Consider the following 25229-nt stretch of genomic DNA (forward strand, 5'->3'; position numbering starts at 1 on the left):
GATTGCATCCGGGGCCGCCAACACCGAGTCATATAGAGCGAGTGCAGCCCGCGTTGTCAGCCTTCGCGGGTTTCACCCGCCCTACACCGCGCCTTACACCGTCCAAGAGAACGGCAAGCCACTGCACCAGCTTCTACACTGGAACCGCGCGTTGATCTGCGGTTGTCCAGTAGCGGCGTGGGGCGCTTTTCCGAGGGCAATATGAGCCGACTGGTCTGTGCCGACTTCGACGAGTTCGAAGAGGCCTTATATGGCGTCGAGGGGCATTACGTGCTGCGCTCGCGGCAGCAGCGCGACTGGCGACTACGCGTCGTCGAGCTGGACGGCGTGGCCCTGATGTTCGGCCGCGAGGGCGCCGGCACCGTCTACAGCGGCATCGGCCTGCCTGGCTTCTTCAATATCTTCTTGCCCTTGAGCCGGCACGAATGCACCGTGCTCGGCGGCCAGCGTCTGAATCCGCGGCTGATCGGCTGGATGGTGCCCGAGGCGATGTTTCATATCGACGCCAGCCAGCCGGCAAGCTGGATGACGGTGGCCATGTCCTGTGAGCTGGTGCTGCGCTGGATGCAGCAACACGAGGACGAGTTCAGCCCGGAGATCCTCACCCACAATGTGGTCTGCCTGGCCCAGCAGGACCTGGCGCCGCTGGTCTGGCTGGCACTGCGCCTGCTGCGTATCGATCACTGCGCACCGCAACAGCTGCACACCCCGGCAGCGGAAAACAGCGCGCGCAACGAGCTGCTGGATAGCCTGTTCCGCAGCCTGCTGCCGGCAACCCCTGTGCAACGCAGCGTGGCCGCCCAGCACAGCCATCCGCAGATCCTGCGCCGGGCACTGGAGCTGCTGGACGCCATGCCGGATACCCCGCTGCACATGGCCGACCTGTGCCAGGCCTGCAACACTTCGGAGCGCACGCTGCGCAACCTGTTCACCCGCTACCTGGGCATGAGTCCACACCGCTACCTGATGCAGCATCGCCTGCATGCGATCCGCCGCGCCCTGCTGCACGCGGGGCCTGAGGAGACCATCACCGAGCTCTGCGCACGTTTTGGCGTGTGGGACTTCGGCCGTTTCGCCGGCCTCTACCGGCGCTACTTCGGCGAGCTGCCGTCGCAGTCGCTGCGCAGCCGGCGGTCGCTGCCGCCGCTCAATCCCCACTGACCCCGCGCGACAGGGTGGTACTGGGGTACTCGCCAAACAGCGTCTGGTAGTCCGCCGCCATACGTCCGCAATCGGTGTAGCCAAAGCGCCGAGCAATCGCCGCCACGCTGCTCTGATGCGGGTCGGCAACCGCCAGGGCAGCGCGCAGCAGGTGCAGGCGGCGCAGACGCAGATAGCGCGCAGGGGCCATGCCCAAGGTGGCGATAAAAACCGTGCGCAAGGTGCGCTCGCTGACCCCGACCGCGCGGCACAACTCGGCCAGCCGTGGCGTGTGCCCACAGGAGATCGGTAGCAGCTGCAGCACCTGGTTCAGCAGGCTCTCGTAGCCGGCCTGGCGGGCACGCTGGCTCGGCGTGGTACGTGGCGACATGGCAGCGTCCTGGCCGAGGGTGACGACTCCAGGCTGCGCTGCAGCGCACCACGGCGCTACGTAAAACAGGCAAATCCTGCACGCCGCGCAGCTTTGCCGATTTTACGTAGCCGGCAACCGCTGAATGCCACCAGCATCAGGCCATCGCTCGTCGTCCGCCACCGATCAAGGGAGAGTCCGCCGATGCCGCAAAACCCTGAACGACTGCTGAGTGAAAGCCGGCGCCAACTGCTGCTCGGCTCGGCCGTGCTGGTCACGACGCTGTTGTTACCCCTGGGCGGTTGCATGCGCGGCAGTGGCTCCGTGGCAAACCGTCTGCAACCTGAAAATGGAGAGCGCAAGACCATGGGCACTATTACCACGCGCGACGGCACCCAGATTTACTACAAGGATTGGGGCAGCGGCCCGGTTGTCGTCCTCAGCCACGGCTGGCCACTCAACTCTGATAGCTGGGAGGCGCAGATGTTCTTTCTGGCCAGCAACGGCTATCGGGTGATCGCCCACGATCGCCGTGGTCATGGCCGCTCCAGCCAACCCTGGAACGGCAACGAGATGAACACCTACGCCGATGATCTGGCCCAGTTGCTCGATCACCTGGACGTACGCGGTGCTGCGCTGTTTGGCTTCTCCACCGGCGGCGGCGAAGTGGCGCGTTACATCGGCAAGCACGGCACGGCGCGGGTGGCCAAGGCGGGCTTGATCTCGGCAGTACCGCCGCTGATGCTGCAGACCGAGGCCAATCCGGGTGGCCTGCCCCTCTCGGTGTTCGACGGCATCCGCGCCGCTTCGATCGCCGACCGTTCGCAGCTGTACAAGGACGTCGCCAGTGGCCCGTTCTTTGGCTACAACCGCCCCGGCGCCAAACCTTCCCAGGGCGTGATCGACGCCTTCTGGATGCAGGGCATGATGGCCGGGCACAAAAATGCCTACGACTGCATCAAGGCCTTCTCCGAAACCGATTTCACTGAAGACCTGAAGAAGTTTTCCATACCCACACTGATCCTACATGGCGACGACGACCAGATCGTCCCGGTGGATGCCGCCGCACGCGCCTCGGCGAAGCTGGTGCCGCACGCCAAGCTGGTGATCTACCCCGGTGCGCCCCACGGCATTACCGATACCCACAAGGAACAGCTGGGCGCCGACATGCTGGCTTTTCTGCGCAGCTAAGTGAGCGTTATCGGGCTGCTGCGTATTGCATCAGCACACTTCCTGAAATGGAGCGAGCGATCATGAGCCATTCCCCATCTGCCAGCACAGCGCCCAATCAGTTCGTCGAGGTCGACGGCCGCCGTCTGGCCTATCGCGTCATCGGCGAGGGTACGCCGCTGGTGCTGTGCCTGCGTTTCAGGGGCGTCATGGACGACTGGGATCCGGCCTTCCTCGATGCGCTCGCCCTCAGGGGTTTTCAGGTGTATGTGTTCGACTACAGCGGCCTCGGTTGCTCCACTGGCCAGCCGACCTATGACCCGGCAGCGCTGGCCAAGGACGCCATCGAGCTGATCGGCGCGCTACAGCTGGGCCCGGTAGTGCTGGGTGGCTGGTCGATCGGTGGCGTCGCGGCGCAACTGGTGTTGTTGCTGGCACCGCATCTGCTCAGCCATCTGCTGCTGATCGCCACCACGCCGCCCGGCCCGCTGGTCAAGACCGGCGAGCCCCAGTTCTACCAACTGGCCGCCCGCGACAACGACTTCGAAGACTTCGTCAGCCTGTTCTTCGAACCGACCTCGGCCAGCAGTCGCGAGGCGGCGCGGCGTTCGGCCGAGCGTATTGCCCACCGCAGTGAAGGGCGCTGCACGCCAGTGCCTTATGCCTGGGCCGCGCAGTCCCTGGGCGACGGGCCGCGCAACCCGATGTTTCCGCTGCAGGCGGCGCTGGACGCGCTCAAGCAAACGCAGACGCCGGTGCTGCACCTGGGCGGCGACCACGACATCGTGTTTCCCGTGGAGAACTGGTACGCGCTCAATCGCACCCTGCCCACCCTGCAACTGCTGACCCTGCCCAGCGCGGGGCATGGCCCGCAGTCGCAATACCCCGAGGCCAGCGCGGCGCATATCGCGGCGTTTGTTGCCGGGGAACACGCTTAGCCAATCAGGCCTCGACACTGTCCTGAAGCCACTGCAGCAGGCGCCGCAACATGGCATCGCAGCCATCCAGCTGCTGCTGGCTGACATATTCATCCGGCTTGTGGCCCTGCTCCATGCTGCCGGGGCCGCAGACCACGGTGGGGATGCCGGCCTGATGGAACAGGCCGCCTTCGGTACCAAAGGCCACGGTAGAAAACTCGCGACTGCCGCTAAGCAGCGCGAGCAACTCGGCCGCTTCGCTGTGCGGGTCGGTGGCCAGGCCCGGATAGGCCGAGAGCGGCTGGAAACTGATCGCCGTTTCGGCACTGCGCTCGCGCATCTGCGGCAGCAGTTCGCGCTCGGCGTAATCCTGCAGCTCGTCAGCGACCTGCTGCGGGTCGGCCGCCGGCAGGGCGCGTACCTCGAAGTCGAACTGACATTCGGCCGGGACGATATTCAGCGCCCTCCCCCCGCTGATCAGCCCGGTCTGCACCGTGGAATATGGTGGATCGAAACGCGGGTCGTGGTGCTCGGGCGCGGCCAGGCGCTGGCCGATCTCGCCCAGCTTGCCGATCAGTCGTACGGCGTACTCGATGGCGTTGACGCCCTGCGGCGCGTAAGCCGAGTGGCAGGCCGCGCCCTGTACTTGGCAGCGCATGGCCAGCTTGCCCTTGTGGCCGAGCACCGGCTTGAGCTCGGTGGGTTCGCCAATGATGCACAGCAGCGGCTGGTGCGGGCGCCGCTCTAGCTCGGCCAGCAGTGAGCGCACGCCGAGGCAGCCGACCTCCTCGTCGTAAGACAGCGCCAAGTGCAGCGGCAGGCGTAGATTGCCCTGCAGAAACAGCGGTACGGCGGCCAGCATGCAGGCGATATAACCCTTCATGTCGGCGGTGCCGCGGCCGTACAACTTGCCGTCGCGCTCAGTCAGCTCGAACGGCGGCAGGCTCCAGGCCTGGCCGTCGGCCGGCACCACGTCGGTATGCCCGGACAGCAGCACACCGCCACGGTCAGTGGGGCCGATGGTGGCGAACAGGTTGGCCTTGCTGCGCTCGGCGTTGTAGTCCAGCTCGCAGGCCACGCCTAGGTTGTTGAGGTAGTCGCGGACGAATTCGATCAGCGCCAGGTTGGAGTCGCGGCTGACGGTGGGAAAGGCCACGAGGCGGGCCAGCAGGTCACGGCTGGTGAGCATGCAGAACTCCTGATTGCCGAAGGGTTGGTGCGCACGGCGCACCCTACGGAGCGCGGCTAATCGGCCGCGCCGTGCGCATCGTCACTCATCTCCCGGCACGCCATAGCTCGGCGCGGCGGTGGGGTCGAGGGCGCGGGTGATGTAGTCCTGCATCTGCGGCCGGTAGGCCTGCCAGAGCTGATCCAGTGCGCCAATCGGGTCGTCGTCGGCCCAGTCCACGCGCAGGTCGATGATCGGCCAGACCAGGTCGCCGACCACCTTGAGCGCCGCCGAGTGCACCGGCCCGGCTTCGCCACCGGCAGCCATAGCCGCGTGCATGGCGGCCAGCAGGCGCTCGGCGAGGGCACCGGGGGCCTGTTCGAAGGCACTCACCATGGCCTCGATCACCGCTGGCGAGGACAACAGGTTGCCGGCCGCCACACATTGCTCGCCGGCCAGCGCATTATGCGTACCGAGCGCCTCGCTGCCGGAGAACAGCGCGCTGCGCCCCTGGCTGTCGAGCAACGCGACCTGGCGGTACTGGCTGTAGCCATTGCGGGTCAGGGCCTGATCCAGCGCCGCCGCCGGTTCCTGGCCGGCGGCCAGGGCATCGAGAATCTGCGGGCCGAGGGCCGGCAGGGTGATGTTCTGCGAGGCCACCGCCCCCACTCCGGCACGCAGCCAGGGGCAACGGGCACCAACGGCAATGCTCGACGAGCTGATGGCGATGCCCAGCTGGCCGGTTTCGGCACAGCGGCCGACGATGGAAAAGGTCATGGCCTGCTCCTTAGACTTTGCCTGGTTGCCAGTCGTCCGGGATCACCGCGATCACGTCGATCTCCATCAGCCATTCGGGCTGACCGAGACCGCTGATCACCAGACCGGTGGAGATCGGGAAAACGCCCCTGAGCCACTTGCCGACTTCCTGGTAGACCGGCTCGCGGTAGCGCGGGTCGATCAGGTAGGTGGTGGTCTTGACGATGTGCGACAGGTCGCTGCCGGCTTCTTCGAGCAGTTGTTTGACGTTCTTCATGGCCTGCTCGGCCTGGGCGCGCGGGTCACCGAGGCCGACCAGCTTGCCGCTGAAGTCGGTGCCGATCTGCCCGCGTACATACACGGTGTTGCCGGCGCGCACGGCCTGGCACAGGTCGTTGTCCAGGCTCTGGTTGGGGTAAGTGTCTTTGGTATTGAACATGCGGATGCGGGTATGAGTGGGCATCGACTTGCTTCCTCTAAGCGGAGTGGTTGAGGAGGCCCCGCAGGGCCTCGGTCAGCGCGTTGGGTAGGCGCTCAGTCTTGCGCCTGGCGCTGCGCGGCATCGCGGTAGGCGAGGTAGGTGCGCTGCGTGGCGATATGCCCGGCGACGTGCTTGGCGTCGTGCCACACGCCCCAGATAAAGCTGGAACCCCGACGCGACAGCCACGGCAGGCCGAGGAAGTAGATGCCCGGCTCCCGGGACACACCGCGCTGATGCTGCGGCTTGCCCTTGGCGTCGAAGGCATCGACCTGCAGCCAGCTGAAATCCAAGGCATAGCCGGTGGCCCAGATGATCGTGCTCACCCCGGCCTGGGCCAGATCCAGCTCGCGCAGCGGTCGAGTCACGCACTCCGGGTCCGGGTAGGTAGCGCGGGCTTCCGGCTCCTCCGGCAGGTCGAGGCCGTTGCGGGCGATATAGGCGTCGGCCGCATCCAGCAGCGCCAGGTAGTTCTCATCGCCACGCGCCAGGTTGTCGGCCAGATCCTGTTGGAAGGTCACCACGCCGTTGTCGAACGACTGAGTCAGACCGACCAGCGTCATGCCCTGATGGGCCAGGCCACGGAAGTCCACGGTATGACCGCCACGGGCACCGCTGACGGCGATGGTCACGTGCTCCTTGCCCGGCTGGGCGACTTCCGCATCCCATTCGCCGAGCACCCCGAGCCACCAGCAAAAATCACGCTTGCGGTAGGCGCGCGGCGGCCGGTCGTGCGGGCCGACCGAGAGGTAGACCTTGCGCCCGGCACGCTGCAGTTCATCGGCGATCTGCACCCCCGACGAGCCGGCGCCTACCACCAGCACCGCGCCCTCGGGCAACTGCTGCGGGTTGTAGTACTGCGCGGAGTGGATCTGCGTGAGCCGCTCGTCCTTGGGTGCAATCGGCGGGATCACCGGGCGCTGGAACGGGCCGGTGGCGCAGACCACGCGATTGGCCTGAATCACGCCCGCCGAGGTTTCCACGGTGAAGCCGGCACGGTCGGCATTGCGTACCACCTTGCGTACCTCGACTCCGGTTTGGATCGGCGCGGCGAACTTCTGCGCATAGGCTTCGAAATAGGCCGCTACGCGATCTTTCGGCGCGAAGGCATCGGCGTCGACATCATCGAATTCCAGGCCCGGAAAGCGGTCGTGCCAGGCCGGGCCGTTGGCCACCAGCGAATCCCAGCGGCCGGTGCGCCAGGCTTCGGCGATGCGGTTGCGCTCCAGCACCAGGTGCGGTACGCCGAGCTTACTCAGATGCTCACTGATGGCCACGCCGGCCTGACCAGCGCCCACCACCAGGGTGTCGATTTCTGTTCCTTCAAGGGTCACGCCTGTGTGCTGCTGAAAGGCGGGTTGATTCAGGTCGGTCATGGCTTGCCTCCTCTGACTCCGAACAGGGGTTTCCACTGCTGCGGCTATGGGTGTTGGCCGCATTCTGTTCGGAGCCGGGGATTGGCGAAATTATGATTTTTGTAGTCGCTGGCAAGGTAAAAGCGTGCCCGCAGGCCAAGCCTGCGGCCCGCGTAGCGCAAGGCCTTGGCTAGAGGTTTTTTAGCAGCAGAGGCAACAAATTAGTTGGGCGCAACAGACCTTCGGCGCAGGCAGAAAAACAAAACCCCGCCAATGGGCGGGGTCTTGTCATCCAGCGTTCAGCTTTACTCGGGCTGAGTCACCAGGGTATTGCTCCGATTGCTGCTCCACTGCGGCAGCAGCGTACCGATCAGCATGCCAGCCATGCTGAACAGCAGACCCGCCAGCTGCGGCGGCCAGAAGGCTTCGTCGGTCAGGCTGTATTCCAGGTAGATCCAGGAGGCCAGGCCGAAGACGATGGCGAACAGCGCGCCCTGGGTGGTCGCACGCTTCCAGAACAGCCCGGCGAACAGCGGCACCACGGCAGCGACCAAAGTCACCTTGTAGGCGTTGCCGACCATCTCGTAGATGCTCGCATCCGAGTACAGGGCGAAGCTCAGGGTGGCGATGGCGCAGACCACGATGCTGATGCGCATGGCCAGCAAGAACTGCTTGTCGCTCATCACCGGTACGAAACGCTTGAGCACGTTCTCGGTGAAGGTCACCGACGGCGCCAGCAGGGTACCGGAGGCGGTGGACATGATCGCCGACAGCAGCGCACCAAAGAACATGATCTGGGCGAACAGCGGGGTCTTCTCCAGGATCAGGTGCGGCAGAATCATCTGCGCGTCCTCGGCCAGCCAGCGCTTGACCATTTCTGGATCAATGATGGAGGCGGCGTAGGCCAGGAAGATCGGCAGCATGCAGAAGCACAGGTAGAAGCCAGCACCAAACATCGAAGCGCGCGCAGCGATGTTCTCAGTCTTGGCCGACATCACCCGGGCGTACACGTCCTGCTGCGGGATCGAGCCGAGCATGAGGGTCACCGCCGCACCGATGAAGGCAACAATATCCTTCGGCTCGAAGCTGTGGATGAAGGTGAACTTACCTTCGCTAGCCGCCTTGCTGACAACTACATCGACGCCGCCGGCCATATCACCGATCAGCCAGGTCAGATAGACCAGGCCCGCGACGATGATGATCATCTGGAAGAAGTCGGTCAGAGCCACCGACCACATGCCGCCGAACAGGGTGTACAGCAGCACCACGAAAGTGCCGAGGAACATGCCCTGGGTGGTACTGATGGCACCGTCGGAGATCACGTTGAACACCAGACCCAGCGCGGTCAGTTGCGCGGCGATCCAGCCCAGGTAGGACGCCACGATGACCAGGCTGATGATCAGCTCGACATTCGGCCCGAAACGCTTGCGGAAGTAGTCGCCAATAGTCAGCAGGTTCATCCGGTACAGCGGGCGGGCGATGATCAGGCCTACCAGCATCAGGCAGCCGAAGGAGCCGAACGGGTCCTCGATGATGCCGGCGAAGCCTTCTTCGATGAAGGTGGCCGGAATGCCCAGCACCGCCTCGGAGCCGAACCAGGTGGCGAACACCATGGCGGCGACGATGGGGAAGCCCATGCTGCGACCGCCGGCGGCGAAGTCGCGGGAGTTTTTCACACGGGTGGCGGCGTAGAAGCCGATACCCACGGTGACCAGCAGATAGAGCGCAACGAACCAGATCAGCATGCTTTCCCGTTCCACAGACTTCAGCCCACCGCATGCGCGCCACGTGCAAAGGCACGGGAGGGGACGGCGGACTACAGGTTTTTGTTATGACCATGCATGAGAGGCTGCACGCGCCACTCAAGGCCGCGCAGTCTGGCAAATACGTAAAATATGTCAAACAAAAACGACGAATTGCCTGCACACAGAGCGGCCACTCATCCGAATATGTCGTGTAACAGACTGTAATTACTGCGGTTGCTACAAGTTGCACCTATATCGGTAGTTGCATATTTTTGACACACGCCAACCATGCGCAGTTGCCCGGGCTGACTGGCGCCGGCCGGGCCTGTATCGTCGACGCGCGGCCAAGCCGGTCGCCCGGCCAGTCGATCCCATGGATATCAAACAGCTCAAGTTCCTCGTCGCCCTCGATGAAACCCGCCACTTTGGCCAGGCCGCGGCGCGTTGCCATGTGACCCAGCCGACCCTGTCCATGCGCCTGCGCAATCTGGAGGAAGAGCTCGGCCTGGAACTGGTGCAGCGCGGCCAGCGCTTCGAAGGCTTCACCGAAGCCGGCCAGCGCGTGCTGGCCTGGGCGCGCAGCCTGCTGGCAGCCGAGGACGGCCTGTATGCCGAGGCGGCGGCCTGCCGCGGGCAACTGGTTGGCACCCTGCGCCTGGGCGTGGTGCCGCTCGGCGGCTTCGATCCGATGCGCCTGGTCAGGCTGTTCGCTGCAGAGCATCCGGGCCTGCGCTTCCAGCTGTTCGCCCTGAGCAGCGAGCAGATACTCGAACGCCTCGGGCGTAACCAGCTCGACCTCGGCCTGTCCTACCTGGAGCGCCTCGACCGCCAGCATTTCAGCAGCCTGGAGCTGGCCGAGACGCGCATGGGCCTGCTGCATGATCGTCGGCATTTCTGCTTCGAACAGGCGCAATTGAGCTGGGAAGAATTGAGCGAACTGCCGCTCGGCTTGCTCTCGGCCGGCATGCACTTTCGCCAGTCGATCGACCACAGTTTCCGCAGCCGCGGCCTGACCCCGCAGCCGCGCCTGGAAAGCGACGCCGTGCACCAGCTGCTGCAGGCGGTGAGCGCTGGCCTGTGCTGCGCGATCATGCCGCTGGCCAGTGGCCTGGATGAACTCAACCAGCACCTGGCCCTGACGCCTATCGTCGATGCCCACACCCTCGCCCCGCTCGGCCTGATCCTGCGCAACAGCGCACCCCGCTCGGCCCTGGCCGAAGCCTGCCTCGCCGAAGCGCAGCGCTTGTTGGCCGAAACGCCGCCCCCGTAGAAACTGTTATTCAACCCAACCTTTTGTAGGAACCAGGCGGACGCCTAGTCCTTGCTGGCGATCAGCGGGATGCTGTCTGCCTATCGCCAGCAAGCTGGCTCCTACAGGATCGGGCCGTAGGGTGCACCACCATATACCTGATAGACCGACTCGATCACCGCATCAGCAATAGCGATTAGACGCTCCCTAGCAGGCGGCCTAGGCTGTGCGCATACCCGCCACACCGAGGGTCGCGCCCATGCCACGTCGCGCTGTTTGCCCCACCCAAGCCATCATCCCCAGCGAGCTGTACGCCAGCGTTGCCGGCTATGCCTATGCCGAGCTGCAAGGCACGCCAGGCATGGGCCAGACCAGCCTGGCCGGGGAAGCGGCGCTGGCCATCAGCTACAACGGCATCAGCCAGGCGGTGATGATGGTTTCGCCCGGCGAGCTGGAAGACTTCGTCCGCGGCTTCAGCCTCGGTGCCGGCCTGATCGAATCCATCGACGATATTTATGACATCCAGCTGAGTGGTACCGGCGCCGCCCTGCGCGCCGACGTACAGATCAGCAGCCGCGCCTTCTGGGCACTTAAGCAGCAACGCCGGCAGCTGGCCGGAAACAGCGGTTGCGGCCTGTGCGGGGTCGAGGCCCTGGAGCAGGCACTGCCGCAACTGCCGGTGCTGCCCGTCAGCCCACTGCCGCCGGTCGCTCATCTCCATGAACTGCGCCAGCGCATCGCCGCCGTGCAGCACCAGGCACGGTCAAGCGGCGCCCTGCATGCGGCGCTGTTTGTCGATAGCGACGGGGCGATCCGCCTGTGCCGCGAGGACATCGGCCGGCACAACGCCCTGGACAAACTAATCGGCGCCCTCAAACGCGAAGGCCTGGACAGCAGCCGTGGCTTTGCCGTGGTCACCAGCCGCTGCAGTCTGGAGCTGCTGCACAAGGCCGTGCGCGCTGGCATCAGCAGCCTGGTCAGCCTCTCGGCACCGACCGCCCTGACCGTGGACTGGGCGCGCTGCCAGCAGCTCAACCTGATCCACCTGCCGCACCACAGCGCGCCACGGGTCTACAGCCCCGCCCCGGCCATAGAGGAAAGCCGCCCATGAGCAGCCAGCCGCGTTACCAGCCCTACAGTGGCCCGGCCGCCGGCTGGGGCGCGCTGCGCAGCGTGACCCAGCACTGGTTAGACAGCAAACAGCCATTCAAGAACCTGCGCGCCCTGCTCAAGACCAACCAGAACGGCGGTTTCGACTGCCCCGGTTGCGCCTGGGGCGACTCGCCGGAAAGCGGCCACATCAAGTTCTGCGAGAACGGCGCCAAGGCGGTCAACTGGGAAGCCACCAAGCGCGGCATCGGCCGCGAATTCTTCGCCCGCTACAGCGTCGCCCAGCTGCGCGAGCAGAGCGACTACTGGCTGGAACACCAGGGCCGACTGATTGAGCCGCTGCGTTACGACGCCGCCAGCGATCGCTACCTGCCGATCAGCTGGGATGCCGCCTTCAATCTGATCGCCGGCGTGCTCAAGGGCCTCGACAGCCCGCACCAGGCTGAGTTCTACACCTCCGGCCGGGCCAGCAACGAGGCAGCCTTTCTCTACCAACTGATGGTGCGTGCCTACGGCACCAACAACTTCCCTGACTGTTCGAACATGTGCCACGAGGCCAGTGGCGTGGCCCTGGGCGAGAGTATCGGGGTGGGCAAGGGTACGGTGACCTTCGCCGATTTCGAGCACGCCGACGCCATCTTCGTGTTCGGCCAGAACCCCGGCACCAACCACCCGCGCATGCTCGAACCGCTGCGCGAGGCGGTCGAGCGCGGCGCCAGTGTGGTCTGCTTCAACCCGCTGAAGGAGCGTGGCCTGGAGCGTTTCCAGCACCCGCAGCACCCGCTGGAAATGCTCAGCAACGGCGACCGGCCGACCAGCAGCGCCTATTTCCGCCCACATCTGGGTGGCGACATGGCCGCCGTGCGCGGCATGGCCAAGTGCCTCCTGCAGTGGGAACGCGAGCAGCCGGGCAGCGTGTTCGACCAGGCCTTTATCGACGCCCACACCGACGGGCTGGCTGACTGGCTGACGGCGGTGGCGGCCAGCGAATGGGCGCAGATCGAACAGCAGTCCGGCCTGGCGCGCAGCGAGATCGAGCAGGCCGCGCGCCTGTATGTCGGCGCCGAGCGGGTGATCACCTGCTGGGCCATGGGCATCACCCAGCACCGGCATTCGGTGGCAACCATCCAGGAAATCGCCAACCTGATGCTGCTGCGCGGCAATATCGGCAAGCCCGGCGCCGGCCTGTGCCCCGTACGCGGCCACAGCAATGTGCAGGGCGACCGCACCATGGGCATCAACGAGCGCCCGCCGGCCTTTTTCCTTGACGCCCTGCAGCGACGCTTCCAGTTCCAGGTGCCGCGCGCCAACGGACACAACACGGTAGAGGCGATCAACGCCATGCTGGCCGGTCAGGCCAAGGTGTTCATCGGCCTGGGCGGCAACTTCGCCCAGGCCACCCCGGACAGCCCGCGCACCCATGCGGCCCTGCAGCGGTGCGAGCTGACCGTGCAGATCAGCACCAAGCTCAACCGCAGCCACCTGATGCACGGCCGCCAGGCGCTGATCCTGCCGTGCCTGGGGCGCACCGACATCGACCGCCAGGCCCATGGCCCACAGGCGGTGACGGTGGAGGATTCGTTCAGCATGGTGCATGCATCCTGGGGCCAGCTGGCACCGCTGTCGGCGCAGATGCGTTCGGAGCCGGCGATCGTCGCCGGCATCGCTCACGCCCTGCTGGGCCGCCAGCCGGTGGACTGGCTATGGCTGATCGAGGACTACGCGCGCATCCGCGAGCTGATCGCCGACACCCTGCCCGGCTTCGCCAACTTCAATCAGCAGATTACCCAGCCCGGCGGTTTCTACTTGGGCAACGCCGCCGGCGCGCGACGCTGGAACACGGAGGGCGGCAAGGCACGTTTCATCGCCCACGCCCTGCCCGAGCACCTGCTGCCGGCCGAGGTGCGCAGCCAGGAAGAACAACCCCATCTGGTGCTGCAGACCCTGCGCTCCCACGACCAGTACAACACCACCCTGTATGGCCTGGATGACCGCTACCGTGGCGTGCATGGCATGCGCGAGGTGCTCTTCGTCAACGCCGCGGATATCCAGCGCCTGGGCTTCGAGGCGGGGCAAAAGGTTGATCTGCTGTCACTGTGGGACGACGGCATCGAGCGGCGGGTCAGGGGTTTCACCCTGCTCGCCTATGACACTCCCGCCGGCCAGGCCGCCGCCTATTATCCGGAGACCAACCCGCTGGTGCCGCTGGACAGCTTCGGCGTCGGCAGCCACACGCCCACCTCCAAATTCATCGCCATCCGCCTGCTCCCCGCCAGCCCCGATCAGCGCATCCACTGACCTGCGGCAAGGCCCGTCACCGCAGCATCTGCTCTGATGTCGTAACAGCTGGTTACGCCCGTGCCAAGCGAATCGCTTGAGCCGGGCGCCTGCCTCCCTGATACTGCAGCCCGATTCACGCCAGCCGGCCTGCTATACCCAAACAACGTACCGGCCGCGTACCACCCAGGATGGCCGCACTGGTTCAAGGAGCCACCGCTAATGATGAAAAGAAGCGACTGGATCTGGACCATTATCGGTTTGGCCGCAGTCGTATTTTCCTGCTACCTGCTGTACCGGGAAATCCATACCATCTCCCTCGACGAGCTCACCGACAGCCTGCACGCCATTCGTGCGCACAACTGGTTGATGGCCGCCGGCGCGACGCTGGGCGCCTATGTCGCTCTGGCCTGGTACGACCGCATCGCCATCGCCCACCTGGGCAAGAAGATTTCCTGGTGGTTCATCACCCTGTGCTCCTTCACCACCTACGCCCTGGCCCACAACATCGGCGCCTCGGTGTTCTCCGGCGCCGTGGTGCGCTACCGCGCCTACACCAGCAAGGGCCTGGGGCCCCATGACATTGGTGTGCTGATTGTTTTCTGCTCGTTCACCTTTGCCCTCGGCACCCTGTTCTCCGGCGGCGTGGTACTGGTCAGCCAACCCGAGCTGATCAAGCGCGTCGCCGATGTCAGCCCCTGGCTGTCGGTGCTGATCGGCTCGCTGATGCTTGGTCTGGTGGCACTCTATGTGCTCGGCTCCTGGCGCCAGTTCAAACCCTGGAAATGGGGCAAGCTGCACGTTGAATACCCACGCCTGGGTATCGTCGCCAAGCAACTTCTGGCCGGTCCGCTGGAGCTGGCCTGCGCCGCTGCGATCATCTATTTCGCCCTGCCAGCCGATAACAACCCGGGCTACCTGGTGGTACTCGGCGTGTTCCTGGCCTCCTTCTCTCTGGCCTTGCTGTCCCACGCCCCAGGCGGCCTTGGCGTGCTGGAGGTGACCTTCCTCGCGGCGATGCCGGAACTGCCCACCGCCGACGTGCTGGCCGCCTTGATCGTGTTCCGCGGTTTCTACCTGCTGCTGCCGTTTGCCTTGTCGCTGCTGGTGGTACTGGGCTTCGAATGGGGCCAGTGGTCGAGCCGGCGCAAGCAGCGCGAGCAGCCTTGATCAGGCCAAAAGCCCTGCTGTAGAGCCTCCAAAGCGGACCATCAAGCGTATCGATGGTTACTATTAGGAGGGTCAAGTTCTGTATTCAGGCTCCGTGAGTAGTATGGGCTCCGTACTCACTTACGCCCCCACAAGGAGCCCAAAATGAAAAAGCAGATTCTCGCCAGCCTGATCCTGGCCACCCTGACCACTTCCGCCTTCGCCCTGCCCGGCAAAGACCAGCCACCGCTGACCGAAGTCAAAGCCGCCCACAGCAGCGAAACCCTCAGCGAAAACGGTAGCGAGCGCACCAAGGCTTTCCATGTAGCCGAGGATGGCGCAGAACGCACCAAGTCCTTCCGCGTAGCTGAAGGTGGTGCAGATCGCCTGAACCAGCGTGACGATATCGCCGAGAACGGCTCCGAGCGCACCAAGGCATTCCGCGTAGCTGAAGGTGGTGCCGACCGTCTGCACCAGCGTGACGATGTCGCCGAAAACGGCTCCGAACGCACCAAGTCCTTCCGCGTAGCTGAAGGTGGTGCCGACCGTCTGAACCAGCGTGACGATGTCGCCGAAAACGGCTCCGAACGTACCAAGGCATTCCGCGTAGCTGAAGGTGGTGCCGACCGTCTGAACCAGCGTGACGATGTCGCCGAGAACGGCTCCGAACGCACCAAGGCATTCCGCGTAGCTGAAGGCGGTGCCGACCGCCTGAACCAGCGTGACGATGTCGCTGAGAACGGCTCCGAGCGCACCAAGGCATTCCGCGTAGCCTGAAGCCAGCAGGCCTCTCACGCTGATCGATATCCGCCAGCAGTAAGGTCTTGCCAGTGACGCACTACAACCCAGCCGAACGAGCCGGTGACTGCCCAGCATTCACCGGCTTTTTCATGCCCGACGACAGACCCGACTGGGCGCGCTATAGCTGACTGCCTTATAGTCCTCCCCGACCAGAATCAGGCAGGGCAGCCATGCACACCATCGAGCGGATCTACCCCAAAGATCTCGACCCGCACAGCAGCGACGACCAGAACACCCTGCGCATCCACATGGAGCGCTACGAGTTCGCCGCCAGCCAGCTCAGCGGCGAGCGCATTCTCGACATGGCCTGTGGCTGCGGCTACGGCACCGCCCTACTGGCCGAGCGCAATCCGCAACGGCAGATCACCGGGGTCGATATCGACCCGGCCGCCATTGCCTACGCCCAGCAGCATTACCAGCTACCCAACCTGCGCTACGTCTGCGCCGATGCCGAGCTTTTCGCCGCCGAGCAAGCGTTCGACAGCATCGTCAGCCTGGAAACCATCGAACACCTGCCCAGCCCGCAGCGCCTGATCGACAACTACGCCCGCCTATTGGCCGCAGGGGGTCGAGTGATCGCCTCGGTGCCGATCACCCCGACCCTGGACGGCAACCCGCACCACCTGCACGACTTCAGCCGTCGCTCGTTCTTCGCCCTGTTCCGCCAGCATGGTCTGCGCCCGCAGGAGCACTTCGAGCAGATCCAGTGGTGGCAGTTCAAGGGGTTGTTCTCCAAGCGCCCGGATCAGGCCAAGCAACATCGCTCGGAAGGCGTTGGCAATGCCGTGCTGCTGTACTACCAACGGCACCCGCTATACCTGTTCGCCCGCCTCGGCTCGATGCTGCGTTACGGCTTCAGCAACCGCTACCTGACCTGCTCGTTCCAGCGCTAACCCCACCCGACCCGTGCCGTAGGATCGAGTTCTGCTCGCGGATCAGCCCCCTACCCAGCTTCGCGAGCAGAGCTCGCCCCTACAGCTAGGCGGCAACTACGTCCGCCTGCGGCACACGGTACTTCCAGATACGCCGCATCACCGTGGCCAGTTGCGCACTGAAACTGCCGCAGTTGTAGACTTGGCCATAACGCTCAGCGATCTCACGCACCTCCACGGCCAGGGCGGCATAACGCCGCGCCGGCAGATCGGGAAACAGGTGGTGCTCGATCTGGTGACTGAGGTTGCCGGTGAGAATGTGGAACAGCTTGCCGCCACTCAGGTTGCTCGACCCGCGCAGCTGGCGCAGGTACCAGTGGCCACGACTCTCGCCGACTACCGAATCCTTGCTGAATACCGCCGCCTGCTCGGTGAAGTGGCCGCAGAAGATCACCGCAAAGGTCCACAGGTTGCGCAGCAGGTTGGCCAGCACGTTGCCCGCCAGCACAGCCAGGGCGTTGACGCCCAGCAGCAGGGCCAGCAGCGGGAAGAACAGGTAGTCCTTGCACCACTGGCGCAGCACCTTGGCATTGAACTGGCGCAGCAGCGGACGCAGCTCGTCCTTGCTCATCTTGCCCTTGTAGACCTGATCCAGGCGCAGGTGCTGGATGGCAATCGAGTACTGGAACAGCAGCGCCTGCAAGGTCACCCACAGCGGTTGCCAGCGGTAGAAGGGCTTCCAGCGCTGCTCGGGAAACAGCCGCACCAGGCCGTAGCCGACGTCGTCATCCATGCCCAGCACATTGGTCCAGGTGTGGTGCACATGGTTGTGGGTGTGCCGCCAGAAATCGGCCGGGCCGGCGATATCCCACTCGTAGCGGCGCCCAGCAAACTCCGGATCGTTCATCCAGTCGTACTGGCCATGGATGACGTTATGGCCCAGCTCCATGTTCTCGAGGATCTTGCCCAGCCCCAGCAACAGGGTGCCGAGCAGCCAGGTTGGCGGGAACCAGCCCAGCATCAGCAGCGCCCGCCCACTCCAGCAGCACAGCCGCACCGCACCGCGCACCCGGCGGATATAGCGCGCATCCGCTGCCCCCAGGTCGGCCAGGGTACGACTGCGCAGGGCATCCAGTTCGGCGCCAAAGGCATCCAGTTCCTCACGGCTCAGTTCGCGATCGCTACGCATAGTCGTCACCTCGGTTTGCCTGCCGCTCCGACAGGCGAGAATTACAGATCGATGTCCACATCGCCCACCGGCGCACTGATGCACAGGCGGATCGGCTGGCCCGGTTCGGCGAACAGCGCGCCATTGCGCAAATCGCGCACCGTGCCACTGAGCAGGGTGCAGGTGCAGCTGGCGCAGATGCCCTGGCGACAGCCATGAGACGGGCGCAGGCCGGCGGCCTCGGCTTGCTCGAGCAGGCTACGCGCACTGTCCCCCGTGACCTGCTGGCGCGTGCGGGCAAAACCCAGGCGCACTGCACTGCCCGGTTGGACGCTGCGCTCAGGGGCGGTAAAGGCTTCCACCTGTAGCGGCCCACGCCAGTGCTGGGCGACGGTCTCAACGAAGCCGGCCGGTCCGCAGGCCAGCACGTTGTCCAGTTCCAACCCCTGCAGATGCTCGCCGGTAAAGCGCCCGCGCAGTGAGTCATCCGCCGCCGGCTCGCCGGTCAGCGCCCAGCGCACGCTCAGGTTCGGATGGTGCTGCATTAGCTGCTGCAGCTCCTCGACAAAAGGCCGCTGACCCTGCTCACGGATGTAGTGCAGCAGGCTGATCGGCGCGGCGAAACCACGCGCCAGCGCCTCGCGCAGCAAGCCGAGTAAGGGTGTGATGCCACTGCCGGCAGCCAACAGGACGACGCCGGCAGACTCCTGCGGCCAGCACAGCTCACCCTGGGCCTGACCCAGTTCCAGAACGCCGCCGACAGCCAGATGATCGAGCAGGCGATTGGACAAACGCCCGCCCGGCTGGCGACGGATCGCCAGCTCGATGCGCCCGCCGCAACCGACGCGGGTCAGGCTGTAACTGCGACTGTGGCGCACGCCGTCCAGCTGCAGGTACAGCTGCACATGCTGGCCGGCGCGCCAGCCGCGCGCATTGCCATTGCAACGCAGGCGCAGGGCGAGCATGTCTTCGGCCACCCACTCGCGCCCCTCGACGCGCGCAAACACCCGGTTCAAGCGCCAGCCTGGCTGCAGCCAGGCCAATACGGCATCCACCTCGGCCTCACGCAACCAGCGCCGCTTCACCAGCCAGCGCAGCGGCTGCAGCAAAGGAGTCAGGACACGCGACCAGCTCATCGGGATTAGGGTCATGGCACAACTCCAGTGAACACTTGTACACAAAATGGCAGACACTCACCACTCAGTCAACACTCGTACACTGAAAAGCCGGTTCGACGCCAACAAAGCGCATTGATAGGGTCTGCTGCCGTTTCGCCGCGACCGCGACGGAGCCCGTTTTTTCGCGGGGCTAGGCGCGAGACGCGAGGTTTGGTCGTCCAAATGAGCCGTCGAGCAACGACGTCCCGCGAAAAAATGGGCCCGTCCCTTCGGGTTGCGCGGAAAATCTCGCCATGCGTCGTTGCGGGACTTGCCAAGGGAATGACCATTGCCGGCGTCCCACGCCTAGCCTGGCGAGATTTTTCGCTGCAACGCGGCTTGCGCCGAAACGGCAACAGACCCTAGAGTGCGGCGCAAACCCGCAGCAGGCCGGAACACCGAGAGCCCATGTCGCCACGCGCCACACAGAAACAGCAGACCCGTCACGCCCTGATGGAGGCCGCCCGTGAGCTGATGGACAGCAACCGCGGCTTCGACAGCCTGAGCCTGCGCGAAGTCAGCCGCGCCGCCGGGATCGTGCCGACCGGCTTCTACCGCCACTTCGAAGACATGGACCAGCTGGGCCTGGCGCTGGTCGCCGAGGTTGGCGAGACCTTCCGCAACGCCATCCGTGCAGTGCGCCACCACGAGTTCGAGCTGGGCGGGGTGATCGACGCATCGGTGCGCATATTCCTCGCCGCTGTCACCGCCGATCGCTCGCAATTCCTCTTCCTCGCCCGCGAGCAATACGGTGGCTCGCTGTCGGTGCGACTGGCGATCGGCACCCTGCGCGCCAGCATCGCCGCCGACCTGGTCGCCGACCTGAGCCAGATGCCCAAGCTGCAACACCTCGAACGCCCAGCGCTGGACGTACTCGCCGACCTGGTGGTGAAGACCGTGTTCGCCACCCTGCCGGAACTGATCGACCCACCGGCGGCCTCCCTGCCGGCGCACCTGACCCCGGAAGCGAAGATGATCCAGCAGCTGCGCTTTATCTTCGTCGGCGCCAAGCTGTGGCGCGGCCTGGGCGGCGGCGACGAGTAAGCACCGCACAGGTGAGGCGCCGACCACAGGCTGATTGCACCAAAATCAGCCAAGATAACCAGGCGCGCACCAAAACAGAACAACCAGCAGCCCTGTAATCAGGCACGACCGCCCATCGCGCCGCCTGCGGCGGAATTGGCAAGGCCCTTGCTCTAGCTCCAGCACTCTCCTCTGGCTGGAAGCCCGACATGCTGGTGATCCACCACCGCCTCGAACCCCAGGCGCACTGGGACGAAGAGCTGCACCTGAACTTCGATGCGCGCAGCAAGAGCCGCCTGCGCTGCTTCAGCGCGAGCGGCGAGGATGTCGGCCTGTTCCTTGAGCGTGGCCAGTCGCCGCTGCGTGATGGCGACTTCCTGCGTGCCCAGGACGGCCGCATCGTGCGCGTCTGCGCCCGCCCGGAAACCCTGCTGCACGTCACCTGTGAGAGCAATTTCGAACTGACCCGCGCCGCCTACCACCTGGGCAATCGCCACGTCGCCCTGCAACTGGGTGACGGCTGGCTGCGCCTGCTCGACGACTATGTGCTGAAAGCCATGCTCGACCAGCTCGGCGCCACCACCTGCACGGTGGAGGCCGCGTTCCAGCCGGAACATGGCGCCTATGGCGGCGGTCATCATCACTCCCACGCGGGCGATGCCGAATTCAGCTATGCCCCACGCCTGCACCAGTTTGGCGGACGCCTGTGAGCCAAACGGAACCACGCCATGAATAAAGCCTGGGCGCTGCTCCGACTCGCCAGCCCGCAGCTGCCGATCGGCGGCTACAGCTACTCGCAAGGGCTAGAAATGGCCGTCGAGCAAGGCCTGGTCGACAGCCTGGAGAGCGCCGCGCACTGGATTGGCGATCAGTTGCTGCTCAACCTGGCGCGCTTCGAAGCGCCGCTGCTGCTGGCCCATTGCACGGCTGCCGCCAGTGCCGACTGGCCGGCCCTGGGCGATCTGGCCGAACAACACCGCGCTAGCCGCGAGACCCGTGAGCTGGCCCTGGAAAGCCGGCAGATGGGCTACTCGCTCCGGCAACTGCTCGACGGCCTGCCGGAACTGGACCAGGCCGCCCGCGAGTTTCTCGCTGGGCACGCCGAAATCGGCCTGGCCGCTGCCTGGGCCCTGGCCGCCCGCGCCTGGCAGATCGCCCCCCAGGACGCCCTAGCCGCCTGGCTGTGGGGCTGGCTGGAAAACCAGCTGGCGGTACTGATGAAGACCTTGCCACTGGGCCAGCAAGCCGCCCAGCGCCTGACCTCGCAACTGTTACCCCAACTGGAACAGGCGCAGCGCCTGGCCAGCACACTCGAACCCGCCCACTGGGGCAGCGCCGCATTCGGCCTGGCCCTGGTGAGCATGGCGCACGAGCGCCAATACAGCCGTCTATTCCGTTCTTGATAAGGAAGCTTCTATGAACAGCCAACCCCTGCGTGTCGGTATCGGCGGCCCGGTCGGATCCGGCAAGACCGCCCTGACCCTGGCCCTGTGCCTGGCCTTGCGCGAGCGCTACAACATCGCCGTGGTGACCAACGACATCTACACCCAGGAAGACGCCCAGTTCCTGGTGCGCAACGAAGCCCTGGCGCCGGAGCGGATCATCGGCGTGGAAACCGGCGGCTGCCCGCACACGGCGATCCGCGAGGACGCCTCGATCAACCTGGAGGCGGTCGACCAGCTCAACCGGCGCTTTCCGGGGCTGGACCTGATCATCGTCGAATCCGGCGGCGACAACCTCTCCGCCACCTTCAGCCCCGAGCTGTCGGACCTGACCCTGTACGTGATCGACGTATCCGCCGGAGACAAGCTGCCGCGCAAGGGCGGGCCGGGCATCTGCAAGTCCGACTTGCTGGTGATCAACAAGGTCGACCTGGCGCCGATGGTCGGTGCCTCGCTGGAAGTGATGGACCGCGACGCGCGCAAGATGCGCGGCAACAAGCCCTTCGTGTTCAGCAACCAGAAAGTCGGCCAGGGTCTCGACGAGATCATCGCCTTCATCGAACGCCACGGCATGCTCAGCGCAGCCTAAAACCTGTCAGGAGACCCCCATGAATCTGCGCAAAAGCCTCTACACCCTCGCCCTCTTCCTCACCCCGGCCGTGGCCTTCGCCCACACCGGTCACGATCACTCCGGGCTGATGGCCGGTCTGGCCCACCCGGTGTTCGGCCTCGACCACCTGCTGGCCATGCTCGCCGTCGGCCTGTGGGCCGCTCAGCAGAGTGGCACAGCGCGCTGGGCACTGCCGCTGACCTTCGTCGCCAGCATGCTGCTGGGCGGCCTGCTCGGCTTCGCCGGCGTGGCTATCCCGCTAATGGAAACCGGTATCGCCGGCTCGGTACTGGCCTTCGGTCTGCTGGTGGCGGTCGCCGCGCGCCTGCCGATGGTTGTGGCGCTGGGCCTGACCAGCCTGTTCGCCCTGACCCACGGCGTAGCCCACGGCCTGGAACTGCCTGAACTGGCCAGCCCCTGGGGCTATGCCGTCGGCTTTGTGATCGCCACCGCAGTCCTGCACGCCAGCGGCTACGCCCTGGTGCGCTACCTGCCACAGACGGCGGCACCACTGGTACGTGTGGCTGGCGGTGCTTCGGCGATCAGCGGGGCCTGGCTGCTGGCGAGCTGAGCATTTCGCTTACTCTTAGAACCAGCAGCGGATGGCCTTGCTAGACTGCACAGGCCTTTCGCTGCTGGTTCACACCATGCCTGTTCGCCTGCTTCGCGCCCTGCTGGTTTTCTCGTTGCTCACCCTGGGCGCTGAGCTGCGGGCCGAGCCGCAGGAGATCATCTGGGGCACCAGCCCCTGGCCAGGCCTGGTCAACCTGCGTGACGGCCAGCCGCATAGCGGCATCATCGTCGACCTGCTCAAGCAGGTGACCGAACGCTTGCCGCAGCACCGCCACCGGCTCCAGCTGGTCAACCTCAGTCGCGGCCTCGAACAGCTCAAGCAGCCAGGCACCACCTGCCTGCTGCCGACCATCCGCACGGCCGAGCGCGACCAGTTGGGCCACTATGTCGGCCTGTTCGTCGCCATGCCCCATCAGCTGCTGGTACGCAGCAGCGACCAGGCACGTCTGGCCGGCGGGCAGAGCGAAGTCTCGCTACGCGCGCTGCTGCAGGATACCCGGCTGCGTGGCGGGCTGATCCAGGACCGCAGCTATGGCCCGAGCCTCGACCCGCTGCTCAATGATCCGGCGGTACAGCGCCAGCTGCTACGTATCCAGACCAGCAGCGCCGGCAACAACCTGTTCGACATGCTCGAACACGGGCGCATCGACTACCTGCTGGAATATGCCGAGGTCACCCAGTTCGTCCAGCAACAGGGCGCGGCCCTGGGGCTCAGCCTGCTGCCCCTGCAGGAGGCGAGCACGCCGCTGGTCAGCGGCATCTACTGCAGTCGCACCCGCGAGGGCGCAGAGCTGGTTCGGCAGATCGACCAGATCGCCCGTCAGCCGCAGGTAATCGCCTACTTCCAGCAAGCGCAGAAAGCCTATGTCCCGGCCACCACCCTGCAGCACTACCAGGTCTGGCTGGACAACTTCTTCCAGCAACGCGCGCACCTCGACCTGACCTCGCTACCGCAATAACTCGAGCTATCGAGACGATCGAAACAATCTACCGGGCAATCCAGCTGCGCCAACCTAGGCTTACAGGGTCACCTATCAGGAGATTGGCCATGAACCTCGGCAACTTGCTGCACAACCTGCTTGCCGCCTATGCCGCTGGTGCCTGCGGCAGCTGTCCGGAAGAACGCTGCATGCATTGAAGCCAGACGCAGCTACGGTCTACCCTGTGCGCCTTTGCCCACAGGGAATTCGGCATGAGCCTCAAATCTGTCTGCGTATTCTGCGGTGCCAGCACCGGCCATAACCCGCTCTACCGCGAAGCAGCAACCCAGCTCGGCCGTACCCTCGCCGAGCGCGGCCTGACCCTGATCTACGGCGGTGGCGCCGTGGGCCTGATGGGTGTGGTGGCCGATGCGGTGATGGCCGCCGGTGGCCAGGTTATCGGCATCATCCCGCAGAGCCTGGAGCGCTCGGAGATCGGCCACAAGGGTCTGACCCGCCTGGAAGTAGTGGATGGCATGCATGCACGCAAAGCGCGCATGGCCGAGCTGGCCGATGCCTTCATCGCCCTGCCCGGTGGCCTCGGCACCCTGGAAGAATTGTTCGAAGTGTGGACCTGGGGCCAGCTCGGCTACCACGGCAAACCGCTCGGCCTGCTCGACGTGAACGGGTTCTACCAGCAGCTCAGCGGTTTCCTCGATCATCTGGTCAGCGAAGGTTTCGTCCGCGCACCGCACCGCGACATGCTGCAGCGCAGCGAGTCAGCCGGCGAACTGCTTGACCAGTTGGCGGCCTGGCAGCCGGATGCGGCCCCCAAGTGGGCTGCCAGCAAGCCCGACTGACAACCTCGCCAGCCGCAGTGCAGCTGGCGACGCAGCCCCACTCAGGTATTCGCCGCCTGCTGCACGATCACCATCTGCGCCGGCATTGGTGCCGGGAAGCCGGCTTCACCCAGGGCATCCTTGAGCACCTTGTTGGTGTCGAAGTAAACCTGCCAGTAGTGGTCGGTGTGGCAATACGGGCGCACCGCCAGTACCGGGCCGACCAGGTTGAACTCGAGGATTTCCACATCCACCGCCGGCGTGGCCAGCACGTTGTCGATGGCGGCGATACGCTGCTTGAGCAGGGCCGCCGCCGCCTTCCAGTCGGCCGCGCCAGACAGCTGGGCCTGCAGATCGACCCGGCGGAAGGCGTTGTGCGAGTAGTTCTGGATGTTGTCGGCGAAGATCTTGTTGTTGCCGACCAGGGTCAGCACGTTGTCCGGGGTGTTGATCGCAGTGGCGAACAGACCAATCTCGGTCACCGTACCGGTCACCCCGCCCGCCGAGATGAAATCGCCGACCTTGAACGGGCGCAGGACGATGATGAAGCCGCCCGCTGCCAGATTGGCCAGCAACCCCGACCAGGCCATGCCGATGGCCAAGCCGACGGCGGCAATCAGCGCGGCGAAGGTGGTGGTCTGCACACCGAAATAGCCGAGGATGCCGATCACCAGGATGATGTTAAGTGTCACGGTGATAAAGGAGCCGACGTAGCGCAGCACGGTCGGGTCCACGGACTGTTTGCCCAGGGCCTTCTGCACCAGGCCAACGGCAAAGCCGATCAGCCAGCGGCCGATCACCCAGAAGGCGATAGCCGCGAGAATTTTCACACCAAAGGCGGCGCCATACTGAGCTACCAGCTCCATCAACTGGTTGGCCTTGGCGGTACCGGCGCTGATCAATGCATTTTCTTCCATGCTGGCTTACCTGCAAAAAGTGA

The 25229-nt window shown here is 65.2% G+C and carries 25 protein-coding genes; 16 read left to right on the top strand and 9 right to left on the bottom strand.

What is annotated here, in order from left to right; genetic code table 11:
* Positions 1-201: 201 nt before the first annotated feature.
* On the top strand, positions 202-1161 hold the full coding sequence (locus tag H3H45_RS14180) for a helix-turn-helix domain-containing protein (protein ID WP_182834383.1): 960 nt from the start codon (positions 202-204) through the stop codon (positions 1159-1161).
* On the opposite strand, the gene H3H45_RS14185 is transcribed toward H3H45_RS14180, so the two are convergent.
* Entirely contained in the window at positions 1148-1531 is a 384-nt protein-coding gene (locus H3H45_RS14185) for a helix-turn-helix domain-containing protein (RefSeq protein WP_182834384.1), read from the bottom strand. The genes H3H45_RS14180 and H3H45_RS14185 overlap by 14 nt on opposite strands.
* Before the next feature lie 345 nt (positions 1532-1876).
* Between H3H45_RS14185 and H3H45_RS14190 the strand changes: the two genes are divergently transcribed.
* Both H3H45_RS14190 and H3H45_RS14195 read left to right on the top strand, forming a co-directional pair.
* Positions 1877-2701, top strand: coding sequence for an alpha/beta fold hydrolase (locus H3H45_RS14190; protein ID WP_182834555.1), 825 nt, complete (start codon positions 1877-1879; stop codon positions 2699-2701).
* Positions 2702-2763: 62 nt separating this feature from the next.
* Positions 2764-3618: an alpha/beta fold hydrolase gene (locus tag H3H45_RS14195; protein ID WP_182834385.1), complete on the top strand. Its 855-nt coding sequence runs from the start codon at positions 2764-2766 to the stop codon at positions 3616-3618.
* A 4-nt stretch (positions 3619-3622) separates the two neighbouring features.
* Here the strand turns inward: H3H45_RS14195 and argE are convergent, their stop codons facing one another.
* The 5 genes from argE to H3H45_RS14220 all read right to left on the bottom strand — a co-directional run bounded on the left by argE (position 3623) and on the right by H3H45_RS14220 (position 9099).
* Positions 3623-4786, bottom strand: a complete 1164-nt coding sequence (gene argE / locus H3H45_RS14200) for an acetylornithine deacetylase (RefSeq protein ID WP_182834386.1) — start codon at positions 4784-4786, stop codon at positions 3623-3625.
* Between the two features lie 81 nt (positions 4787-4867).
* On the bottom strand, positions 4868-5542 hold the full coding sequence (locus tag H3H45_RS14205) for a DUF1028 domain-containing protein (RefSeq protein WP_182834387.1): 675 nt from the start codon (positions 5540-5542) through the stop codon (positions 4868-4870).
* Positions 5543-5552: 10 nt separating this feature from the next.
* Entirely contained in the window at positions 5553-5984 is a 432-nt protein-coding gene (locus H3H45_RS14210; protein WP_182834388.1) for a RidA family protein, read from the bottom strand.
* Between the two features lie 71 nt (positions 5985-6055).
* Positions 6056-7375, bottom strand: coding sequence for a flavin-containing monooxygenase (locus H3H45_RS14215; protein WP_182834389.1), 1320 nt, complete (start codon positions 7373-7375; stop codon positions 6056-6058).
* A gap of 284 nt (positions 7376-7659) precedes the next feature.
* Positions 7660-9099, bottom strand: coding sequence for a sodium:solute symporter family protein (locus H3H45_RS14220; protein ID WP_182834390.1), 1440 nt, complete (start codon positions 9097-9099; stop codon positions 7660-7662).
* Between the two features lie 373 nt (positions 9100-9472).
* Between H3H45_RS14220 and H3H45_RS14225 the strand changes: the two genes are divergently transcribed.
* The 6 genes from H3H45_RS14225 to H3H45_RS14250 all read left to right on the top strand — a co-directional run bounded on the left by H3H45_RS14225 (position 9473) and on the right by H3H45_RS14250 (position 16578).
* Positions 9473-10369 carry a LysR family transcriptional regulator gene (locus H3H45_RS14225; protein WP_182834391.1) on the top strand — a complete coding sequence of 299 codons (897 nt, stop codon included), beginning with the start codon at positions 9473-9475 and terminating at the stop codon, positions 10367-10369.
* Positions 10370-10607: 238 nt separating this feature from the next.
* On the top strand, positions 10608-11459 hold the full coding sequence (gene fdhD / locus H3H45_RS14230) for a formate dehydrogenase accessory sulfurtransferase FdhD (RefSeq protein WP_182834392.1): 852 nt from the start codon (positions 10608-10610) through the stop codon (positions 11457-11459).
* On the top strand, positions 11456-13756 hold the full coding sequence (locus H3H45_RS14235) for an FdhF/YdeP family oxidoreductase (protein ID WP_182834393.1): 2301 nt from the start codon (positions 11456-11458) through the stop codon (positions 13754-13756). The genes fdhD and H3H45_RS14235 overlap by 4 nt, the downstream gene beginning before the upstream one ends.
* A 201-nt stretch (positions 13757-13957) precedes the next feature.
* Complete coding sequence (locus H3H45_RS14240) at positions 13958-14905, top strand: lysylphosphatidylglycerol synthase transmembrane domain-containing protein (RefSeq protein WP_182834394.1); 948 nt, start codon at positions 13958-13960, stop codon at positions 14903-14905.
* Positions 14906-15049: 144 nt separating this feature from the next.
* Positions 15050-15661 (top strand): hypothetical protein, encoded by a 612-nt coding sequence (locus H3H45_RS14245; RefSeq protein ID WP_182834395.1) that lies wholly within the window; start codon positions 15050-15052, stop codon positions 15659-15661.
* A 194-nt stretch (positions 15662-15855) separates the two neighbouring features.
* A complete protein-coding gene (locus tag H3H45_RS14250) occupies positions 15856-16578 on the top strand; it encodes a class I SAM-dependent methyltransferase (protein ID WP_182834396.1) in 723 nt (240 codons plus the stop codon).
* Positions 16579-16663: 85 nt separating this feature from the next.
* On the opposite strand, the gene H3H45_RS14255 is transcribed toward H3H45_RS14250, so the two are convergent.
* Together H3H45_RS14255 and H3H45_RS14260 are read right to left on the bottom strand one after the other, a co-directional pair.
* Positions 16664-17746, bottom strand: coding sequence for a fatty acid desaturase family protein (locus H3H45_RS14255; RefSeq protein WP_182834397.1), 1083 nt, complete (start codon positions 17744-17746; stop codon positions 16664-16666).
* 41 nt (positions 17747-17787) lie between these two features.
* Complete coding sequence (locus H3H45_RS14260; RefSeq protein WP_182834398.1) at positions 17788-18876, bottom strand: ferredoxin reductase; 1089 nt, start codon at positions 18874-18876, stop codon at positions 17788-17790.
* Positions 18877-19290: 414 nt separating this feature from the next.
* Between H3H45_RS14260 and H3H45_RS14265 the strand changes: the two genes are divergently transcribed.
* The 7 genes from H3H45_RS14265 (at position 19291) to H3H45_RS14295 (ending at position 24310) form a co-directional block, all read left to right on the top strand.
* Entirely contained in the window at positions 19291-19926 is a 636-nt protein-coding gene (locus H3H45_RS14265) for a TetR family transcriptional regulator (RefSeq protein ID WP_182834399.1), read from the top strand.
* Between the two features lie 188 nt (positions 19927-20114).
* Positions 20115-20615 carry an urease accessory protein UreE gene (gene ureE, locus H3H45_RS14270; protein ID WP_182834400.1) on the top strand — a complete coding sequence of 167 codons (501 nt, stop codon included), beginning with the start codon at positions 20115-20117 and terminating at the stop codon, positions 20613-20615.
* 18 nt (positions 20616-20633) lie between these two features.
* On the top strand, positions 20634-21308 hold the full coding sequence (locus H3H45_RS14275) for an urease accessory protein UreF (RefSeq protein ID WP_182834401.1): 675 nt from the start codon (positions 20634-20636) through the stop codon (positions 21306-21308).
* Positions 21309-21321: 13 nt separating this feature from the next.
* Complete coding sequence (gene ureG, locus H3H45_RS14280) at positions 21322-21936, top strand: urease accessory protein UreG (RefSeq protein WP_182834402.1); 615 nt, start codon at positions 21322-21324, stop codon at positions 21934-21936.
* A gap of 19 nt (positions 21937-21955) precedes the next feature.
* On the top strand, positions 21956-22528 hold the full coding sequence (locus H3H45_RS14285) for a HupE/UreJ family protein (RefSeq protein ID WP_182834403.1): 573 nt from the start codon (positions 21956-21958) through the stop codon (positions 22526-22528).
* 76 nt (positions 22529-22604) lie between these two features.
* A complete protein-coding gene (locus H3H45_RS14290; RefSeq protein ID WP_182834404.1) occupies positions 22605-23489 on the top strand; it encodes a hypothetical protein in 885 nt (294 codons plus the stop codon).
* A 233-nt stretch (positions 23490-23722) separates the two neighbouring features.
* Entirely contained in the window at positions 23723-24310 is a 588-nt protein-coding gene (locus tag H3H45_RS14295; RefSeq protein WP_182834405.1) for an LOG family protein, read from the top strand.
* A gap of 41 nt (positions 24311-24351) precedes the next feature.
* Here H3H45_RS14295 and H3H45_RS14300 read toward each other — a convergent pair whose 3' ends face one another.
* Positions 24352-25206: a mechanosensitive ion channel family protein gene (locus H3H45_RS14300; protein ID WP_182834406.1), complete on the bottom strand. Its 855-nt coding sequence runs from the start codon at positions 25204-25206 to the stop codon at positions 24352-24354.
* Positions 25207-25229: the final 23 nt, after the last annotated feature.

The sequence above is a fragment of the Aquipseudomonas guryensis genome (genome assembly GCF_014164785.1).
GTDB lineage: Bacteria > Pseudomonadota > Gammaproteobacteria > Pseudomonadales > Pseudomonadaceae > Aquipseudomonas > Aquipseudomonas guryensis.

Excerpts from the sequence above, each read along its gene's own strand:
- H3H45_RS14295 (WP_182834405.1), top strand. The coding sequence starts at position 23,723 with ATGAGCCTCAAATCTGTCTGCGTATTCTGCGGTGCCAGCACCGGCCAT.
- H3H45_RS14190 (WP_182834555.1), top strand. The coding sequence starts at position 1,877 with ATGGGCACTATTACCACGCGCGACGGCACCCAGATTTACTACAAGGAT.
- H3H45_RS14220 (WP_182834390.1), bottom strand. The coding sequence starts at position 9,099 with ATGCTGATCTGGTTCGTTGCGCTCTATCTGCTGGTCACCGTGGGTATC.
- H3H45_RS14255 (WP_182834397.1), bottom strand. The coding sequence starts at position 17,746 with ATGCGTAGCGATCGCGAACTGAGCCGTGAGGAACTGGATGCCTTTGGC.
- H3H45_RS14225 (WP_182834391.1), top strand. The coding sequence starts at position 9,473 with ATGGATATCAAACAGCTCAAGTTCCTCGTCGCCCTCGATGAAACCCGC.
- H3H45_RS14290 (WP_182834404.1), top strand. The coding sequence starts at position 22,605 with ATGCCTGTTCGCCTGCTTCGCGCCCTGCTGGTTTTCTCGTTGCTCACC.
- H3H45_RS14215 (WP_182834389.1), bottom strand. The coding sequence starts at position 7,375 with ATGACCGACCTGAATCAACCCGCCTTTCAGCAGCACACAGGCGTGACC.
- ureE (WP_182834400.1), top strand. The coding sequence starts at position 20,115 with ATGCTGGTGATCCACCACCGCCTCGAACCCCAGGCGCACTGGGACGAA.
- H3H45_RS14180 (WP_182834383.1), top strand. The coding sequence starts at position 202 with ATGAGCCGACTGGTCTGTGCCGACTTCGACGAGTTCGAAGAGGCCTTA.
- H3H45_RS14245 (WP_182834395.1), top strand. The coding sequence starts at position 15,050 with ATGAAAAAGCAGATTCTCGCCAGCCTGATCCTGGCCACCCTGACCACT.
- H3H45_RS14250 (WP_182834396.1), top strand. The coding sequence starts at position 15,856 with ATGCACACCATCGAGCGGATCTACCCCAAAGATCTCGACCCGCACAGC.
- argE (WP_182834386.1), bottom strand. The coding sequence starts at position 4,786 with ATGCTCACCAGCCGTGACCTGCTGGCCCGCCTCGTGGCCTTTCCCACC.
- H3H45_RS14185 (WP_182834384.1), bottom strand. The coding sequence starts at position 1,531 with ATGTCGCCACGTACCACGCCGAGCCAGCGTGCCCGCCAGGCCGGCTAC.
- H3H45_RS14235 (WP_182834393.1), top strand. The coding sequence starts at position 11,456 with ATGAGCAGCCAGCCGCGTTACCAGCCCTACAGTGGCCCGGCCGCCGGC.
- H3H45_RS14285 (WP_182834403.1), top strand. The coding sequence starts at position 21,956 with ATGAATCTGCGCAAAAGCCTCTACACCCTCGCCCTCTTCCTCACCCCG.
- H3H45_RS14265 (WP_182834399.1), top strand. The coding sequence starts at position 19,291 with ATGTCGCCACGCGCCACACAGAAACAGCAGACCCGTCACGCCCTGATG.
- ureG (WP_182834402.1), top strand. The coding sequence starts at position 21,322 with ATGAACAGCCAACCCCTGCGTGTCGGTATCGGCGGCCCGGTCGGATCC.
- H3H45_RS14240 (WP_182834394.1), top strand. The coding sequence starts at position 13,958 with ATGATGAAAAGAAGCGACTGGATCTGGACCATTATCGGTTTGGCCGCA.
- H3H45_RS14300 (WP_182834406.1), bottom strand. The coding sequence starts at position 25,206 with ATGGAAGAAAATGCATTGATCAGCGCCGGTACCGCCAAGGCCAACCAG.
- H3H45_RS14195 (WP_182834385.1), top strand. The coding sequence starts at position 2,764 with ATGAGCCATTCCCCATCTGCCAGCACAGCGCCCAATCAGTTCGTCGAG.
- H3H45_RS14205 (WP_182834387.1), bottom strand. The coding sequence starts at position 5,542 with ATGACCTTTTCCATCGTCGGCCGCTGTGCCGAAACCGGCCAGCTGGGC.
- H3H45_RS14275 (WP_182834401.1), top strand. The coding sequence starts at position 20,634 with ATGAATAAAGCCTGGGCGCTGCTCCGACTCGCCAGCCCGCAGCTGCCG.
- H3H45_RS14210 (WP_182834388.1), bottom strand. The coding sequence starts at position 5,984 with ATGCCCACTCATACCCGCATCCGCATGTTCAATACCAAAGACACTTAC.
- fdhD (WP_182834392.1), top strand. The coding sequence starts at position 10,608 with ATGCCACGTCGCGCTGTTTGCCCCACCCAAGCCATCATCCCCAGCGAG.
- H3H45_RS14260 (WP_182834398.1), bottom strand. The coding sequence starts at position 18,876 with ATGACCCTAATCCCGATGAGCTGGTCGCGTGTCCTGACTCCTTTGCTG.